Below are 16,035 nucleotides of genomic sequence, written 5' to 3'. Positions count from 1 at the left end.
ACATCAACGGGCGCTCAGGGCCGCATAGCTGTTCATCAGGTTGCGGTAGTTGGGAATGCGCTGCGACAGCAGGTTACCCAGCCCTTCGATGTCGTTGCGCCAGTCGCGGTGCAGCTCACAGGCCACCGAGAACCAGTTCATCATCTGTGCACCCGCCTGGGTCATGCGCACCCAGGCCGCCTGCTGCACGGTTTCGTTGAAGGTGCCCGAAGCATCGGTCACCACGAACACTTCAAAACCTTCCGCCAGCGCCGACAGGGTCGGGAACGCCACGCAAACATCGGTCACCACGCCTGCGATGATCAGCTGCTTGCGACCAGTGGCCTTGATCGCCTTGACGAAGTCTTCGTTGTCCCAGGCGTTGATCTGGCCAGGGCGGGCAATGTACGGCGCATCCGGGAACATCTCTTTCAGCTCGGGCACCAGCGGGCCGTTCGGGCCTTGCTCGAAGCTGGTGGTGAGGATGGTCGGCAGGCCGAAGAACTTGGCCAGGTCGCCCAGGGCCAGCACGTTGTTCTTGAACTCGTTGGGCGAGAAGTCCTGCACCAACGAAATCAGGCCGGTCTGGTGGTCGACCAGCAGCACCACGGCGTCGTCTTTGTTCAGGCGCTTGTAATCGGGTTGGCTCATCGGGGTGACTCCTTGGGTTGGGAAAACGGGCCGGCACTGTCCACAAGGGGCTATACCGGCGGATAGGTTCGGCTTAAGGATGGGCCTGCGCCTGGCGCCAGGCCTTGGGCGGCTGGCCGACCAGGCGGCTGAAGGCGCGGGTGAAATGGGCCTGGTCGCAGAAGCCGCATTCCAGGCTCACGTGGGTGATCGGCGCCTCGGTGGCGAGCAGGCGCTTGGCCTTTTCCATGCGTGCCAGCAGGCGCCACGCCTGGGGCGAGAGGCCGGTGTTGACCTTGAACGCGCGCGAGAAGTGGCTGCGGGTGAGATTGCATAACCCGGCGATTTCGATGATCGACAACGGGCTGTGCAACATCAGTTCCTTGGCCCGGCGCAAGCGCGCCGGCGTCAGTGCGCCGGGGGTTTGCAGCGGCGCTTGGGGCGTCCCGGGGTGCATGGCGGCTCTCCTGTTCAATGCAGAAAGTCTCGCCTCCGGCACATGACAAAGTCCTGAGCCAAACCTGAATTGTTGTTAATTGCGCGCTGCTGGCCCTGACGGTTTTGCCGATACCTTAAGATGCGTTTCGTATTCAGCTTCGGGCCGCTGGTGGCGGCCGGCATTCAAGGCATAAGAGCGATGCAGGAAAAACCCGCCCACCGCACCGTGGCCATGGTGTTGTTCAATGATGTGCTGTTGCTGGACGTGACCGGGCCCATGGACGCGTTTGCCATTGCTAACCGCTTCCTTCCTGCCGAGCGGAAGTACCGGCTGCTGACCCTGGCCGAAGGGCAGGCAGCGGTGCGCGGCTCCTGCGGGTTGAAAGTGGTAGCCGACCTGCGTCTGGAGGATTTGCCGGAATCCGTCGACCTGTTGCTGGTGCCAGGCGGCCCGGGCGCCTATGACATCGCCCTGCCAGGCATCGAGCGCTGGCTGCCCCAGGCCGTGCGCCGGGCCAAACGTTTTGGTGCAATATGCACCGGGGTATTCCTGCTGGGCCGGGCCGGGCTGCTGGACGGCTATCGCTGCACCACCCACTGGAACTACGTGGAGCGCCTGGCACAAGCGTTCCCCGAGGCGAAGGTCGAGACAGAGCAGATCTACGTGATCGACCGTTGCCTGATTACCTCGGGCGGCATCACCGCAGGCATCGACCTGGCACTGGCAGTGGTGGCCGAGGACCACGGCAAGGCGCTGGCCCTGGAAGTGGCCAAGGTGCTGCTGGTCGCCCGCCATCGCCAGGGCGGGCAGACACCCTACGGGCCACTGCTGGCGGCTGTACCGCGGGATGATTCGCCGATTGCACGGGTGCAGGCGTACATCGTCGACCATATCGAGCAAGCCTTCACCGTGCAGAAAATGGCCGACCTGGTAGCCATGAGTGGGCGCAACTTCGCCCGCACCTTTCAACGCGAGGTGGGCATCACGCCGCTGCAATACTTGCAGAACGCACGCATCGACCGCGCGCGCAAGCTGCTGGAAAGCAGCGACCTGCCGTTGAAGGTAGTGGCTGCGCAGTGCGGGTTTGGCAGTGACCGGCATTTGCGCAAGGTTTTCTGCGAGCGGATTGGCATGACGCCGGCGCAGTATCGGGCGCAGTTTGGTGGCAGTTGAGTATGCAGATTTCCTGTGCCGGCCTCTTCGCGGGTGAACCCGCTCCCACAGGTGTTGCGCAGGCTTGAAGACACCGCTGTACCTGTGGGAGCGGGTTCACCCGCGAAGAGGCCGGCACGACTGTCACCTGATTCAGGACAATGTGTCTTCCTCTCAGCAGATTGTCTGGCACTCTCCCATTCCCCCAGAATTGTCCGCCAAACTGATCTAACGCTGCCCCGGCAGCTCATGGAGTACGAGCCAATGCCACACGAAGGCAGCCTTCTGCAAACCGCGGTGATCTTCCTGCTCGCCGCTGTCCTCGCCGTCCCCCTGGCCAAGCGCCTGCACCTGGGGGCCGTGCTCGGTTACCTGCTTGCCGGCGTGATCATCGGCCCGCAGGCGCTGGGCCTGATCCGCGATACCGAAAGCGTGGCGCACATTTCCGAGCTGGGCGTGGTCCTGCTGCTGTTCATCATCGGCCTCGAGCTGTCGCCCAAGCGCCTGTGGCTGATGCGCAAGTCCGTATTCGGCGTCGGCACCGCCCAGGTGCTGCTGACCGGTGCTCTGATCGGCGCCATCGCCCTGTTCGGCTTCAGCCAGACGCTACCGGCGGCCATCGTGCTCGGTCTGGGCCTGGCGCTGTCGTCCACCGCCCTTGGCCTGCAGAGCCTGGCCGAAAGCAAGCAGCTCAACGCCCCGCACGGCCGCCTGGCGTTCGCCATCCTGCTGTTCCAGGACATCGCCGCCATCCCACTGATCGCATTGGTTCCGCTGCTGGCCGCCAGTGGCCCGGACACCAGCCACGGCGACAGCCTGGAGCATGGCCTGAAGGTGTTCGCCAGCATCGCCGTGGTCATCGTCGGTGGCCGCTACCTGCTGCGCCCGGTATTCCGCACCGTGGCCCGCACCGGCCTGCCGGAAGTGTCCACCGCCACCGCGCTGCTGGTTGTGATCGGCACTGCCTGGCTGATGGAAGAAGCCGGCATTTCCATGGCCCTGGGTGCCTTCCTCGCCGGCCTGCTGCTGGCCGACTCGGAATACCGCCACGAACTGGAATCGCAGATCGAACCGTTCAAGGGCCTGCTGCTGGGGCTGTTCTTCATCAGCGTCGGCATGGGCGCCAACCTGCGCCTGCTGCTGGAAATGCCTTTGGTGGTGCTGGGCCTGACCCTGCTGCTGGTGGCCGTTAAGCTGGTACTGCTGATCGGCGTCGGGCGCCTGGCCGGTGGTCTGAACAGCGCCAGCGCCCTGCGCCTGGGCATGGTGCTGGCTGCCGGTGGCGAATTTGCCTTCGTGGTGTTCAAGCTGGGCAAGGACCAAGGCTTGTTCGACACCCAGACCTACGACCTGCTGCTGATGACCATCACCCTGTCGATGGCCATTACCCCGCTGCTGATGATTGGCTGCGCCCACGCCCTCAAGCGCCCGCAACCGGCGCGTGAGGTGCCGGAGCATTACAAGCAGATCCAGGCTGACACGCCACGGGTGGTGATCGTCGGCATGGGCCGCATGGGCCAGATCGTCGCGCGCATCCTGCGGGCACAGAAAGTTCCGTTCATTGCCCTGGAAACCTCGGTGGACACCATCGAGATGACCCGTATGTTCGAACAGGTACCCGTGTTCTACGGCGACCCGCTGCGCCCCGAGGTGCTGCATGCCGCCAAGGTGGGCGAGGCGGAATACTTCATCATCACCATCGATGACCCGGAAGCTGCCATTCACACGGCGGAACGGGTGAAACGCCTGTACCCGCACCTGAAAGTGCTGGCCCGCGCGCGTAACCGCCAGCATGTGCACAAGTTGGCGGATGTCGGCGCCGAGCCGATTCGCGAGACGTTCTACTCCAGCCTGGAGATGACCCGCCGGGCATTGGTGGGGTTGGGGTTGAGCGAGGCGCAGGCGGCGGACCGGATTGCGCGGTTTACCCAGCATGATGAAGAGGTGCTGGTGGCCCAGGGGCAGGTGCGTGATGACCGGGCCAAGGTGATGCAGACGGCCAAGGAGGCCCGGGCGGAGTTGGAGCGGTTGTTTGATTCGGATGCGGATTGAGGGTTGGCGCATCGATTCAGGAAGAGGGCTCAGGCCCTCTTTTGTATTTTTGGCTTGAGATTGTCTGGGTCCGCTGCGCGGCCCCAGTGCACAAAAATATCAGCAGCATCCTACTTCGTTGCGAGCCATTTCCTACTCAGCCATACCATCTGACGAATTATCCTACGCACCGTGTCGAAGCCCGTCTGATTGTCCGGGGAAAGCCTGCTCTCTAGGCTTGCCGGGTCGCTGTCGGTTCAGCGATCGGGTGTGGAAACCCGGCAGGTAAATCGGAATAGCTGTTGTCATGGCAGCTGCGCGCGGGAGGCCGAATGGCCTGCCGGGGTTCCGATAGCCTGGCTTTCCACCCCGCGTGCAGCCGCCACCCTTCGCGTGGAAACGGATGGTGCCGGCCAACCTCTATCGGAGTTTGGCTATGAAAAAAATTGTCCCCAATCCACCTCTTCCCGACACCAAAGAGCGCGCTTTCAGCCGCTGCGATGCCGGCCATCCACCTTTGTTCACAGTAAACCCGGGCGTCTCTGCCCACGACGCCCTGGTGCATGTCGCCCAGTACCTGCGCGGCGCCTACGACTGTGGCTACAAAGCCCTGGAACACCTGGATGAAACCGGCAAGAGCCTGTTCTGGAGCAACCTGAATGCGCTCGAAATGGCAGAAGGGTTGGTTGAGGCATTGCTGGATGGGATTGAGTCGCAGCCCATGAATTGATGTTGTCCTTGCTGGCCTCTTCGCGGGTGAACCCGCTCCCACAAGGATCACCACAGGCGCTGAAACTGTGCAGTACCTGTGGGAGCGGGTTTACCCGCGAAAGGGCCAGCGCAGCAAACAAAAAAGGCCAGCTCCCTACAGAGGGAGCCGGCCTTATTGCATTCAACTAACGCGCTGTTACTTACCCGCAGTCAGCGCGTTGTAGCTAGTAATCAGGTTGCGGTAGTCCGGAATGTGGTTGGAGCACAGCGCCGCCAGCCCTTCAATGTCGTTGCGCCAGTCGCGGTGCAGCTCACAGGCCACGCCGAACCAGGTCATCATTTGCGCGCCGGCGCGGCTCATGCGGTCATGGGCTGCATCGCGGGTCATTTCGTTGAAGGTGCCGGAAGCATCGGTCACCACGAACACTTCGAACTCCTCTTCCAGGGCCGACAGCGCCGGGAACGCTACACAGACCTCAGTCACCACGCCGGCAATGATCAGCTGTTTCTTGCCAGTGGCCTTCACCGCCTTGACGAAGTCTTCGTTGTCCCAGGCGTTGATCTGGCCTGGGCGGGCGATGTACGGGGCGTCCGGGAACAGGGCTTTCAGCTCTGGTACCAGCGGGCCGTTGGGGCCTTGCTCGAAGCTGGTGGTGAGGATGGTCGGCAGGTTGAAGAACTTGGCCAGGTCGGCCAGGGCCAGCACGTTGTTCTTGAACTTGTCCGGCTCGATGTCACGGACCAGGGACAGCAGGCCAGCCTGGTGGTCGACTAGCAGGACAGCGGCGTCGTCTTTGTTCAGGCGGTTGTAGGTGAATTTGCTCATGGTCTGTGCTCCTAAGGGTTATGAATTTTTCAGCATTCGGGGGTGTTTCGCGTTGATGGGCACAGATTAAAATCATCACCTTTTTGGCGGTAGGTAGCAGAATTTGGCTTTAGCGTTCCGTTTTATGAACGATGGATTTGTAGGGGCTGTGCCGGCCTCTTCGCGGGTAAACCCGCTCCCACAGGGATGGCGCCGGGCTTGAGCCCTATGCATTACCTGTAGGAGCGGGTTTACCCGCGAAAGGGCCGGCACAGGCAACCAAGTACCTGGAGACCGATCATTGGAAGACCTCAACTCCCTCTACTACTTCACCCAGGTAGTCGAGCACGGCGGCTTCGCCCCGGCTGGCCGGGCGCTGGACATGCCCAAGTCGAAGCTAAGCCGACGCATCGCCGATCTCGAAGACCGCCTGGGCGTGCGTCTGCTGCACCGCACCAGCCGCCATTGTTCGCTCACCGAGATCGGCCAGGCCTACTACAACCGCTGCCTGGCCATGCGCGTGGAGGCCGAGGGCGCGGCGGAGATCATCGAGCGCAACCGCAGCGAACCGCGCGGCCTGGTGCGTATCAGTTGCCCGACCACCCTGCTCAATTCCTGGGTCGGGCCGATGCTTACCCGCTACATGCTCAAGTACCCGCAGGTGGAGCTGTTCATCGAGAGCACCAACCGCCGCGTCGACCTGCTGCACGAGGGTTTCGACATCGCCCTGCGGGTGCGCTTTCCGCCGCTGGAGAACACCGACATGGTGATGAAGGTACTGAGCAACAGCACCCAGTGCCTGGTCGGCCAGCCGCAGTACCTGGAGCAGTTGCCCAAGGGCTTCGACCCGCAGTTGCTCGGCACGCTGCCGAGCCTGCATTGGGGCAGCGCCCAGCGTGAGTACCAGTGGGAGCTGTTCCTGGGTGAGGACAGCAGCCGCAGCATCGTCATCCCGCACACACCGCGCATGGTGACGGACGACCTGTTCGCCCTGCGCCATTTCGTGGTGGCCGGGGTGGGTATCGCTCACCTGCCGCGGGTGGCGGTGCGCGAAGACCTGGCGGCGGGGCGGCTGGTGGAGTTGTTGCCGGACTGGCACCCGCGTTGCGGCATCGTGCATGCGATCTTCCCGTCACGGCGGGGGTTGCTGCCATCGGTGCGGGCGCTGATCGATCATCTGGCCGAAGAATTCGCCATCAGCGACATGGCTTGAGCCGGTTGCCGCCTGTGCCGGCCTCTTCGCGGGTAAACCCGCTCCCACAGGGTCACCACTAGCCTCAAGGTTTGTAGTATCTGTAGGAGCGGGTTCACCCGCGAAGAGGCCGGCACAGGCAAGAACAGCCAGAGCACACGCATACAAGACCCCTGGCCTATCCTTCCTCCACAGTCTCGGATCATCCCTCCCGGAGCCCCCATGATCCGCGCCACCCACGGACCAGGCCGCGCCCTGCTCGCCACCCTCGCCCTGTGCCCGGCGCTCAGCCAGGCCGAAGAGCCCGGCTGGTCGCTGCTCAGCCGCAACTACTTCCTGCACAGCGACTTCCGCTCGCCCTCCGGCAGTAGCCAGAACTACCGCCAGGAATGGGCCCAGGGCTTCATTGGCGAAATCCGCTCCGGCTTCACCGAGGGCACACTCGGCGTCGGCATCGATGCCCATGGTTTTCTCGGCCTCAAGCTGGACGGGGGCCGCGGCCATGCCGGCACCGGCCTGCTGCCGCGCGACAGCGATGGCCGCGCCGAGTCCGACTACTCCAGCGCCGGCGCCGCACTCAAGCTGCGGATGGGCAATACCCAACTGCGCTACGGCGAAATGACCGTGGAAACCCCGGTGTTCGACACCAGCGACAAACGCCTGCACCCGGAGTACGCCACCGGCTGGTTCCTGGACAACACCGACCTGCCCGACTGGCGCCTGCAGGCCGGGCACTTCACCGCCTTCAACAACCAGGACAACAGCTCCAGCCATGATGACTTCAGCGGCTACGGCGCCACCACCGACAACCGTGCCATCAGCCTGGCCGGTGCCGCGTTCGCACCCGACGGGCCATTCGGCGGCGCACTGTACGCAGGCCAGCTGGAGGACACCTGGCGCCAGGCCTACCTCAACCTGAACCTGGCCGAGGGCAACTGGCGCCTGGACGGCAACCTGTACAAGACCCGCGACACCGGCAATGCCAGTGCCGGGGCAATCGACACCCTCGCCTACAGCCTGCTGGCCAGGTATAGCTTTGGCGCGCAGGCGCTGAGCCTGGCCTACCAGAAGGTCGAGGGCGATACCCCGTTCGACTTCGTCGGCGGCGACTCCATCTACCTGGCCAACTCGATCAAGTACGCCGACTTCAACGGCCCCGGCGAGCGCTCGTGGCAACTGCGCTACGACCTCGACTTCGCCACCCTCGGCGCCCCCGGCCTGAGCCTGATGGGCCGCTACGTCAGCGGCCGTGGGATCGACGGCAGCCATGCTCCGGCAGGCGGCGCCTATGTGGGCCAGTACGGCGACGGCGGCAAGCACTGGGAGCGCGACATCGACCTGAAATACGTGGTGCAGTCGGGCGCCGCCAAGGACCTGAGCCTGTCGTTTTCCCACGTCAGCCACCGCGCCAACCAGGCCCAGGCTGGCGATGACATCGACCGGATCTACCTGATCATCGAATACCCACTCAAAGGCAGCTTCTGATATGAGCACGTCCCCTTCAGGCGCCTGGAGCCCATTGCGCAACGCCACCTTCCGCATGCTGTGGATTGCCACCATCGCTTCCAACATCGGCACCTGGATGCATGAGGTGGGCGCCGGCTGGCTGATGACCACGCTGTCGGCCAGCCCGTTGCACGTGGCCCTGATCCAGGTAGCCGGCTCGCTACCAATGTTCTTCCTCGCCCTGCCGGCCGGCGCGGCGGCGGATATCGTCGACAAGCGCCGCTACCTGTTGCTGGTGCAACTGTGGATGTCTTCGGTGGCCGTGGTGCTGGCGGCCCTGACCCTGCTCGGGCTGATGAACGTCACCCTGCTGCTGGTGCTTACCCTGGCGTTGGGCATCGGCACGGCACTGATGATGCCGGCCTGGAGCGCGCTGACACCGGAGCTGGTAGGCAAGGACGACCTGGCCAACGCGGTGGCGCTTTCCAGTGTCGGTATCAACGTGTCGCGCGCCATCGGCCCGGCTTTGGCGGGCGTGGTGGTGAGCATGGTCGGCCCGTGGTTGACCTTCGCCTTGAATGCCATCTCGTTCGCCGGGGTGATCCTGGTGCTGTTCCTGTGGAAGCGCGAGGTGAAGGAGCCGCTGCTGCCGGCCGAGCGCTTCGTCGGCGCCATGCGCACCGGGCTGCGTTTCGCGCGCAGTGCCAAGCCCTTGCAGGCGGTGATATTGCGCGCCTTGGCATTCTTTTTCTGCGCCAGCGCCGGCACCTCGCTGCTGCCGTTGATCGTGCGTGGCGAGATGCATGGCAGCGCCGCCGATTTCGGCCTGCTGCTGGCGGCCATCGGCATCGGCGCGGTGGCCGGCGCCACCTTGCTGCCCCGCCTGCGCGAACGCATCAGCCGCGACCGCCTGGTGCTGCTCGCCAGCCTGCTGTATGCCCTGTTCCTGCTGGCCCTGGCGCTGGTACGCAACTTCTATGTGCTGCTGCCGGCAATGCTGCTTAGCGGCGCGGCGTGGATTGCCGTGCTGTCCAACCTGCAGGTGGCGGCGCAGACCTCGGTGCCGGCCTGGGTACGGGCGCGGGCGCTGTCGGTGTACATCCTGATCTTCTTTGGTGCCATGGCCAGTGGCGGTTTGCTGTGGGGCACGCTGGCCAGCCATGCAACGATCACCTTGAGCCTGCTGCTGGCCGCAGGAGGCCTGGCGCTGGGCACGCTGCTGACCTGCAAGGTGACGCTGCCGGAAACCGCAGCCGAGGAGCTGACGCCGTCACTGCATTGGCCGGTGCCGCTGCTGAGCGACGACATGGACAACGAAAGCGGGCCGGTGATGGTCACCGTGGAATACCACATCGACCCGGCCAAGGCCGAGGCCTTCCAGCAGGCAGCGCGGGAGCTGGAGGCGATGCGCAAGCGCAATGGCGCGTTGTCGTGGGGGTTGATGCGCGACAGTGCGGACCCGGCGTTGTGGCTGGAGTTCTTCTTCGAGGAATCGTGGCTGGAGCATTTGAGGCATCACCACCGGGTAACCCGGGGTGAGCTGAAGATCGAGGCCAGGGTGCGGATGCTGCAGACCGATGGGGTGGAAGTGCAGATTCGGCATCTGTTGGCTGGAGCTGAGCACAAGGCTCACCATTGATGTTGGCCTTGCCGGCGATAGGGCCAGCACTGAAGGAACAAAAAAGGGGGGCCAATAACTGGCCCCCCTTTTTCACATCAGCTCAGCTTAGAAAGCAAAGCACGAACAACCCAGCGCCCCCCAGAAGCCCTGGAAGTCATTCACCGGCACACTCGAATGCCGTGCCTTCTCATGGCTGTGCGCATGCACCCCGCAAGGCCCGACACACTGGTGCGCCACCGCTGCCAGCGACGGCGTGCCCACGCGCCAGTGGCCCGGCACCTTGGTCACCGGAGACCACTCCGGCAGCACCGGCACCTGGGGCGGGCCGAGCTTGTCGAATTCCGCCGCGCCATACACCACCTTGCCATCGACCACGGTCAGCACCGACTCGATGCCTTTGATCGCCTCTTCATCGACACTGAAGAAGTCCAGCGACAGCGCCGCCAGGTCAGCCAGCTGGCCCACCTTGATCTGGCCTTTCTTGCCCTGCTCGCTGGAGAACCAGGCGCTGCCCTGGGTGAACAGCTGCAGCGCGGTGTCACGGCTGAGGCCTTCCGGGTATAGCTCCATGCCACCGACGGTCTTGCCGCTGACCAGCCAGTACAGCGAGGTCCACGGGTTGTAGCTGGACACTCGGGTGGCGTCGGTACCGGCGCCCACCGGCACGCCCATGTCGAGCATGCGCTTGATCGGCGGGGTCTGCTCGGCAGCCTTGGCACCGTAGCGGTCGACGAAATACTCACCCTGGAAGGCCATGCGGTCCTGGATCGCGATACCGCCGCCCAGCGCACGCACACGCTCGATGTTCTGCGGGGTGATGGTTTCGGCGTGGTCGAAGAACCACGGCAGGCCATTGAACGGGATGTCGCGGTTGACCTTCTCGAACACGTCGAGCATGCGCGTGATCGATTCGTTGTAGGTGGCATGCAGGCGGAACGGCCAGCGCTGCTCGACCAGGTGGCGCACCACCGGCTCCAGCTCTTGCTCCATGGTTTGCGGCAGGTCCGGGCGCGGTTCGAGGAAGTCCTCGAAGTCGGCGGCGGAAAACACCAGCATCTCGCCGGCGCCATTGTGGCGCAGGAAGTCGGTACCGCTGTGCAGCTTCACGCTGGAGGTCCACTTGCGGAAGTCGTCCAGCTCTTCCTTGGGCTTCTGGGTGAACAGGTTGTAGGCAATGCGCACGGTCAGCTGGTTGTTGTCGGCCAGCTCCTGGATCACCTGATAGTCGTCCGGGTAGTTCTGGTAGCCACCACCGGCATCGATGGCACTGGTCAGGCCCAGGCGGTTGAGCTCGCGCATGAACTGGCGGGTGGAGTTGACCTGGTATTCCAGCGGCAGCTTCGGCCCCTTGGCCAGGGTGGCGTAGAGGATCATCGCGTTGGGGCGGGCGATGAGCATGCCGGTCGGGTTGCCGAACTTGTCACGCTGGATCTCGCCGCCCGGCGGGTTGGGCGTGTCCTTGGTGTAGCCGACTGCCTTGAGCGCAGCGCGGTTGAGCAGTGCGCGGTCATACAGGTGCAGCAGGAATACCGGGGTGTCAGGTGCGGCCTGGTTGATTTCCTCCAGGGTGGGCATGCGTTTTTCGGCGAACTGGAACTCGTTCCAGCCCCCGACCACGCGCACCCATTGCGGGGTCGGCGTGCGCGCGGCCTGGTCCTTGAGCATGCGCAGGGCATCGGCCACCGAAGGCACGCCTTCCCAGCGCAGCTCCAGGTTGTAGTTCAGGCCACCACGGATCAGGTGCAGGTGCGAGTCGTTCAGGCCAGGGATGACCGTACGCTGCTTGAGGTCGATGATCTGCGTGGTGGCGCCCTTGTGGGCCATGGCTTCGGCGTCGTTGCCCACGGCGATGAAACGGCCATCCTTGATGGCGACGGCGGTCGCGGTGGGCTTTTCACGATCAACGGTGTGCAGTTTGCCGTTGAACAGAATCAGATCGGCGGTCATGGAACCTCCTTGGGTGGATGCGTGAGCGGAACCGGCGGAACCGGTAAAGGGTAATGCGGACCAGAGCGCGCCAGCGGCACCGAGCACGGTACTGGTGGCGAGGAACTGGCGACGGGTCTTGTCGTTGCGGTCCTGGGACATGGGGTTCTCCGTCTGGTGCGGCAGCGGGCAGGCGCAACTGCGGAGCATGCCGGTTGGTGTAGGGGCAAGGCTTGGATGGATGTGCGGTGGGTTGTTGAAGGTTAGCCTTGTTCAGCATCTGCGCTGCCTGGGCTGGCCTCTTCGAGGGTGAACCCGCTCCCACAGGGACACCACCGGCCTTGAAGACTGTGGTGTCCCTTGTGGGAGCGGGTTTACCCGCGAATGCCCCAGCACAGTTACTTCTGAAGGAACGCCAGCAAGTCGTGATTGAGTTGCTGTGCATGAGTCACCGCAAACCCGTGCGGCGCCCCCGCGTACACCTTCAGCTCAGCCCCACGAATCAGCTCCGCCGCCCGCTTGCCGGTGCTCTCGAACGGCACGATCTGGTCGTCGTCACCGTGGATCACCAGGGTCGGCACATCGATCTTGGCCATATCCGGGCGGAAGTCGGTTTCGGAGAACGCGGTCACGCAATCCAGGGTGCCCTTGATCGATGCCATCAGCGCAATGTTCAAGGTCTGGGTCTGCACACCCTGGGACACCTGCTGCCCATGGTTGATGCCATAGAACGGCGTGGCGAAATCGGCGATGAACTGCGCCCGGTCGGCACGCAGGCCGGCGCAGATACCCTCGAACACCGATAGGTCGACACCTTCAGGGTTGTCGTCACGCTTGCCGAACACCGGCGTCACCGCGCCCAGCAGCACCAGCCCGGCCACACGCTCGCTGCCGTGGCGGGCGATGTAGCGGCTGACGTCGCCGCCACCCATCGAGAAGCCCACCAAGGTCACGTCGCGCAGGTCGAGGTGTTCGATCAGCTGGGCGATGTCATCGGCGAAGGTGTCGTAGTCGTAGCCGTTCCATGGCTGGCTCGAACGTCCGAAACCACGGCGGTCGAAGGCGATGGCGCGGTAGCCGCGGCTGGCCAGGAATTCCATCTGCGAATCCCACATGTCGGCATCCAGTGGCCAGCCGTGGCTGAACAGCACAGGTTTGCCGCTGCCCCAGTCCTTGAAGTAGATCGAAGTGCCATCGCGGGTAACGAACGTGCTCATGTCGGTATCTCCTTGAAAATGTCGAGGTAAAGGCCGGGCTCAGCCACGCAGCCAGTTGGCGCAGCGGCGGGTTACCCAAGGCATGATGTAGAACACCACGGGCAGGATGACGAACAGGTTGACGATCAGGTTGCCGGTGATCGTGCCCCCCAACTGCGGAAAGCGTGCGAACAACGGTGCCAGCAGTTGTGGAATGATCATGGTCATCGGGCAGATCACCAGGTAGGTCAGCAGGGCCTGCTTCCAGCGCGGCGGTTGCGCCGGCGTAGCGCCCGTCGAACTGGCGATTACCTTGTGTTGCAGGCATACGGTCACTACGTCGTGGTTGTCTTGGGGTGCGGTGTTCATCGGCGTTCCTTGGGATGAGCTTGCCCGCATCCACTGTGCAACGGCGGACGGGCGCTGGATTGGACAGGTGTGCTGCCTTGGCGGGCACCGGCTGGCGGTGCCCGCGCATCTGGCTTACTTGCTGGCGTTGAAAGCGTTGTAACTGGTGATCAGGTTGCGGTAGTCCGGGATGTGGTTGGAGCACAGCGCGGCCAGGCCTTCGATGTCGTTGCGCCAGTCGCGGTGCAACTCACAGGCCACGCCGAACCAGGTCATCAGTTGTGCGCCGGCCTGGCTCATGCGGTCGTGGGCGGCGTCGCGGGTCATGGCGTTGAAGGTGCCGGAGGCATCGGTGACCACGAACACTTCGAACTCTTCTTCCAGGGCCGACAGCGCCGGGAAGGCTACGCACACTTCGGTTACCACGCCGGCGATGATCAGTTGCTTCCTGCCGGTGGCCTTCACCGCCTTGACGAAGTCCTCGTTGTCCCAGGCGTTGATCTGGCCTGGGCGGGCGATGTAGGGGGCGTCCGGGAACAGGGCTTTCAGCTCTGGTACCAGCGGGCCGTTGGGGCCTTGTTCGAAGCTGGTGGTGAGGATGGTCGGCAGGTTGAAGAACTTGGCCAGGTCGGCCAGGGCCAATACGTTGTTCTTGAACGCGTCCGGCTCGATGTCGCGGACCAGGGACAGCAGGCCAGCCTGGTGGTCGACCAGAAGGACAGCGGCGTCGTCTTTGTTCAGGCGGTTGTATTTGAAGTTGGTCATGGTCGTTGCTCCTAAGGGTTTTGATCTTTTCAGTAAGTTGGGTGTTTCGCGTTGATGGGAGAAGATTAAAACCATGACCTTTTGGGCGGTAGATAGCGATTTTTGGCTCTAGCGTTCTGTTTTATGAACGATGGTTTTGTATGGGCTCGACCGGCCCTTTCGCGGCTAAAGCCGCTCCCACAGGGATTGCGCTGGATTTGAATCGTGCGCAGTACCTGTGGGAGCGGCTTTAGCCGCGAAGAGGCCGGCACAGGCCCCATTGCCTGCCCGGCCAACCTGCTCTATTACTACCCACAGCCCTCCCCTCACCCGAGACCACCATGCTGGCGTTCATCCAGTCATACCCGTTGTTGCTCGGCACCGCCCTGGTCCTGCTCGACCTCGTGCTCTGGCAACTGATTCCTCTCCAGCAACGCGCCTGGCGTATCGGCACGCGGTTGGTGCTGTTCCTGCTGTTCAGCTCGGTACTGGTGGCTGCCGGCATGAGCCCGATGCAACCACCACCCTGGCCCGATGATGTCTCGCGCAACCTGATCGCCACGGTCCTGGCGATCGGCTGGTGGCTGTTCGGCGCACGCACGGTGACGGTGGTGTTCGGCCTGTTGCTGGGTGCCCGTGGCAGCCATGGCGGGCGTTTGCTGCAGGATGTGCTGGGGGCGCTGATCTTCCTGGCTGCGGTGGTCGCCGCCGCAGGTTATGTGTTGCAGTTGCCGGTGAAGGGCCTGCTGGCTACATCGGGGGTAATGGCCATCGTCATCGGCCTGGCGCTGCAGAGCACATTGGCCGACGTGTTCAGTGGCATCATCCTGAACACCACGCGGCCGTATCAGATTGGCGACTCGATCTCCATCGACAGCACCGAAGGCAAGGTGCTGGAAATCGACTGGCGCGCCACCCGCCTGCTTACCAGCACCGGCAGCCTGGCGGTGATCCCCAACTCGGTGGCGGCCAAGGCCCGGCTGCTCAACCACAGCCGCCCGGCCGATGTGCACGGGGTGTCGGTCAGCGTGGTGGTACCGGCCAAGGTGCGGCCCAAACGGGTGTTCGATGCTCTGGAAAAAGCCTTGCAAGGCGTCAGTGCCATCCTGGCTACACCAAGACCAAAGGTGACGGTGAAAGCCTCGACGCTGGAGTCAGTGGAGTACGAAGCCAGCGGCTTCGTAGCCGACGCGGGCGCCAAGGGCGACGCGCGCAACCAACTGTTCGACCTGGCCCACCGGCACCTGGAGGCCAGCGGGGTGATGTGGAACGCCGACCTGGCCATGCCACCACGCAGCCGCCAGCGCGAGGTGCTGGACGAGGTGCGAGTGTTCCGCTCGCTGAGCGCGGAAGAGCGCGATGCGTTGAGCCAGCGTATGACGGCGGTGGAATACCTGGCCGACCAGGTAATCCTGGGCGTGGGCGAGCATTCCGATCACTTGCTGGTGATTGGCAGCGGGGTGGTTTCGGCGTCGATCCGCGATGGCGACAAGCTGGTCGAGGCCGGGCGCATGGGGCCGGGCGAGGTGCTCGGGATCGAGGGGATCATCGACGATGAGCAGTCGTTTGCCGAATTCCGCACATTGACCGGTTGCGTGCTGTACCGGATCGACAAGGAGCAGGTGAAGAGCTGCCTGGTGCAACGCGGCGATGTGCAAACGGCGTTGAGCAAGTTGCAGCGGTTTCGGCGGCAGAGCCGGGAGTCGTTGTTGCTGCAGAAGCCGGTTTCGATCAAGAAGGGCGGTTTTCTCAGCTGGTTGCACAAATAAGCCTGTGCCGGCCTCTTCGCGGGTAAACCCGCTCCCACAGAGACCG

General features: G+C 63.8%; 14 protein-coding genes. 7 read left to right on the top strand and 7 right to left on the bottom strand.

Annotated features, from left to right (window positions below; translation table 11 throughout):
• Positions 1-3: 3 nt before the first annotated feature.
• Positions 4-630, bottom strand: coding sequence for an isochorismate family cysteine hydrolase YcaC (gene ycaC / locus WM94_RS01295; protein ID WP_004375560.1), 627 nt, complete (start codon positions 628-630; stop codon positions 4-6).
• A 73-nt stretch (positions 631-703) separates the two neighbouring features.
• The gene (locus WM94_RS01290; protein WP_013974756.1) at positions 704-1,066 is read right to left on the bottom strand and encodes a helix-turn-helix domain-containing protein; all 363 of its coding nucleotides are present in this window, start codon (positions 1,064-1,066) and stop codon (positions 704-706) included.
• 180 nt (positions 1,067-1,246) lie between these two features.
• Here WM94_RS01290 and WM94_RS01285 point away from each other — a divergent pair, with 180 nt between their 5' ends.
• The 3 genes from WM94_RS01285 to WM94_RS01275 all read left to right on the top strand — a co-directional run bounded on the left by WM94_RS01285 (position 1,247) and on the right by WM94_RS01275 (position 4,961).
• The gene (locus WM94_RS01285) at positions 1,247-2,221 is read left to right on the top strand and encodes a GlxA family transcriptional regulator (RefSeq protein ID WP_031324360.1); all 975 of its coding nucleotides are present in this window, start codon (positions 1,247-1,249) and stop codon (positions 2,219-2,221) included.
• 243 nt (positions 2,222-2,464) lie between these two features.
• The gene (locus WM94_RS01280; RefSeq protein WP_024087900.1) at positions 2,465-4,252 is read left to right on the top strand and encodes a monovalent cation:proton antiporter-2 (CPA2) family protein; all 1,788 of its coding nucleotides are present in this window, start codon (positions 2,465-2,467) and stop codon (positions 4,250-4,252) included.
• Between the two features lie 415 nt (positions 4,253-4,667).
• Positions 4,668-4,961, top strand: a complete 294-nt coding sequence (locus WM94_RS01275; protein ID WP_015272306.1) for a hypothetical protein — start codon at positions 4,668-4,670, stop codon at positions 4,959-4,961.
• Positions 4,962-5,138: 177 nt separating this feature from the next.
• Here WM94_RS01275 and ycaC (WM94_RS01270) read toward each other — a convergent pair whose 3' ends face one another.
• A complete protein-coding gene (ycaC, locus tag WM94_RS01270; protein ID WP_013974760.1) occupies positions 5,139-5,768 on the bottom strand; it encodes an isochorismate family cysteine hydrolase YcaC in 630 nt (209 codons plus the stop codon).
• Between the two features lie 280 nt (positions 5,769-6,048).
• Between ycaC (WM94_RS01270) and WM94_RS01265 the strand changes: the two genes are divergently transcribed.
• The 3 genes from WM94_RS01265 (at position 6,049) to WM94_RS01255 (ending at position 10,024) form a co-directional block, all read left to right on the top strand.
• The gene (locus tag WM94_RS01265; RefSeq protein ID WP_013974761.1) at positions 6,049-6,960 is read left to right on the top strand and encodes a LysR substrate-binding domain-containing protein; all 912 of its coding nucleotides are present in this window, start codon (positions 6,049-6,051) and stop codon (positions 6,958-6,960) included.
• Between the two features lie 201 nt (positions 6,961-7,161).
• Positions 7,162-8,424 carry an OprD family porin gene (locus tag WM94_RS01260; RefSeq protein WP_061550258.1) on the top strand — a complete coding sequence of 421 codons (1,263 nt, stop codon included), beginning with the start codon at positions 7,162-7,164 and terminating at the stop codon, positions 8,422-8,424.
• Position 8,425: 1 nt separating this feature from the next.
• A complete protein-coding gene (locus tag WM94_RS01255; protein WP_061550257.1) occupies positions 8,426-10,024 on the top strand; it encodes an MFS transporter in 1,599 nt (532 codons plus the stop codon).
• An 87-nt stretch (positions 10,025-10,111) separates the two neighbouring features.
• Here the strand turns inward: WM94_RS01255 and WM94_RS01250 are convergent, their stop codons facing one another.
• The 4 genes from WM94_RS01250 to ycaC (WM94_RS01235) all read right to left on the bottom strand — a co-directional run bounded on the left by WM94_RS01250 (position 10,112) and on the right by ycaC (WM94_RS01235) (position 14,241).
• Complete coding sequence (locus tag WM94_RS01250) at positions 10,112-11,953, bottom strand: amidohydrolase (RefSeq protein WP_015272310.1); 1,842 nt, start codon at positions 11,951-11,953, stop codon at positions 10,112-10,114.
• A gap of 377 nt (positions 11,954-12,330) precedes the next feature.
• Complete coding sequence (locus WM94_RS01245; RefSeq protein ID WP_061550256.1) at positions 12,331-13,149, bottom strand: alpha/beta fold hydrolase; 819 nt, start codon at positions 13,147-13,149, stop codon at positions 12,331-12,333.
• A gap of 39 nt (positions 13,150-13,188) precedes the next feature.
• Positions 13,189-13,497 (bottom strand): hypothetical protein, encoded by a 309-nt coding sequence (locus WM94_RS01240; RefSeq protein ID WP_061550255.1) that lies wholly within the window; start codon positions 13,495-13,497, stop codon positions 13,189-13,191.
• 114 nt (positions 13,498-13,611) lie between these two features.
• The gene (gene ycaC, locus WM94_RS01235) at positions 13,612-14,241 is read right to left on the bottom strand and encodes an isochorismate family cysteine hydrolase YcaC (protein ID WP_061550254.1); all 630 of its coding nucleotides are present in this window, start codon (positions 14,239-14,241) and stop codon (positions 13,612-13,614) included.
• Between the two features lie 320 nt (positions 14,242-14,561).
• Between ycaC (WM94_RS01235) and WM94_RS01230 the strand changes: the two genes are divergently transcribed.
• Positions 14,562-15,989, top strand: coding sequence for a mechanosensitive ion channel family protein (locus WM94_RS01230; RefSeq protein ID WP_061550253.1), 1,428 nt, complete (start codon positions 14,562-14,564; stop codon positions 15,987-15,989).
• The last annotated feature ends 46 nt before the right edge of the window (positions 15,990-16,035 follow it).

It is taken from the genome of Pseudomonas sp. ABFPK (assembly GCF_001586765.1).
Taxonomy (GTDB): domain Bacteria; phylum Pseudomonadota; class Gammaproteobacteria; order Pseudomonadales; family Pseudomonadaceae; genus Aquipseudomonas; species Aquipseudomonas asiatica.
This window is presented reverse-complemented; position numbering and strand designations above follow the sequence as displayed.

What these genes read in the sequence shown, in the direction of transcription:
- ycaC (WP_004375560.1), bottom strand. Translation starts at nt 630, where the DNA reads ATGAGCCAACCCGATTACAAGCGCCTGAACAAAGACGACGCCGTGGTG.
- WM94_RS01290 (WP_013974756.1), bottom strand. Translation starts at nt 1,066, where the DNA reads ATGCACCCCGGGACGCCCCAAGCGCCGCTGCAAACCCCCGGCGCACTG.
- WM94_RS01285 (WP_031324360.1), top strand. Translation starts at nt 1,247, where the DNA reads ATGCAGGAAAAACCCGCCCACCGCACCGTGGCCATGGTGTTGTTCAAT.
- WM94_RS01280 (WP_024087900.1), top strand. Translation starts at nt 2,465, where the DNA reads ATGCCACACGAAGGCAGCCTTCTGCAAACCGCGGTGATCTTCCTGCTC.
- WM94_RS01275 (WP_015272306.1), top strand. Translation starts at nt 4,668, where the DNA reads ATGAAAAAAATTGTCCCCAATCCACCTCTTCCCGACACCAAAGAGCGC.
- ycaC (WP_013974760.1), bottom strand. Translation starts at nt 5,768, where the DNA reads ATGAGCAAATTCACCTACAACCGCCTGAACAAAGACGACGCCGCTGTC.
- WM94_RS01260 (WP_061550258.1), top strand. Translation starts at nt 7,162, where the DNA reads ATGATCCGCGCCACCCACGGACCAGGCCGCGCCCTGCTCGCCACCCTC.
- WM94_RS01255 (WP_061550257.1), top strand. Translation starts at nt 8,426, where the DNA reads ATGAGCACGTCCCCTTCAGGCGCCTGGAGCCCATTGCGCAACGCCACC.
- WM94_RS01250 (WP_015272310.1), bottom strand. Translation starts at nt 11,953, where the DNA reads ATGACCGCCGATCTGATTCTGTTCAACGGCAAACTGCACACCGTTGAT.
- WM94_RS01245 (WP_061550256.1), bottom strand. Translation starts at nt 13,149, where the DNA reads ATGAGCACGTTCGTTACCCGCGATGGCACTTCGATCTACTTCAAGGAC.
- WM94_RS01240 (WP_061550255.1), bottom strand. Translation starts at nt 13,497, where the DNA reads ATGAACACCGCACCCCAAGACAACCACGACGTAGTGACCGTATGCCTG.
- ycaC (WP_061550254.1), bottom strand. Translation starts at nt 14,241, where the DNA reads ATGACCAACTTCAAATACAACCGCCTGAACAAAGACGACGCCGCTGTC.
- WM94_RS01230 (WP_061550253.1), top strand. Translation starts at nt 14,562, where the DNA reads ATGCTGGCGTTCATCCAGTCATACCCGTTGTTGCTCGGCACCGCCCTG.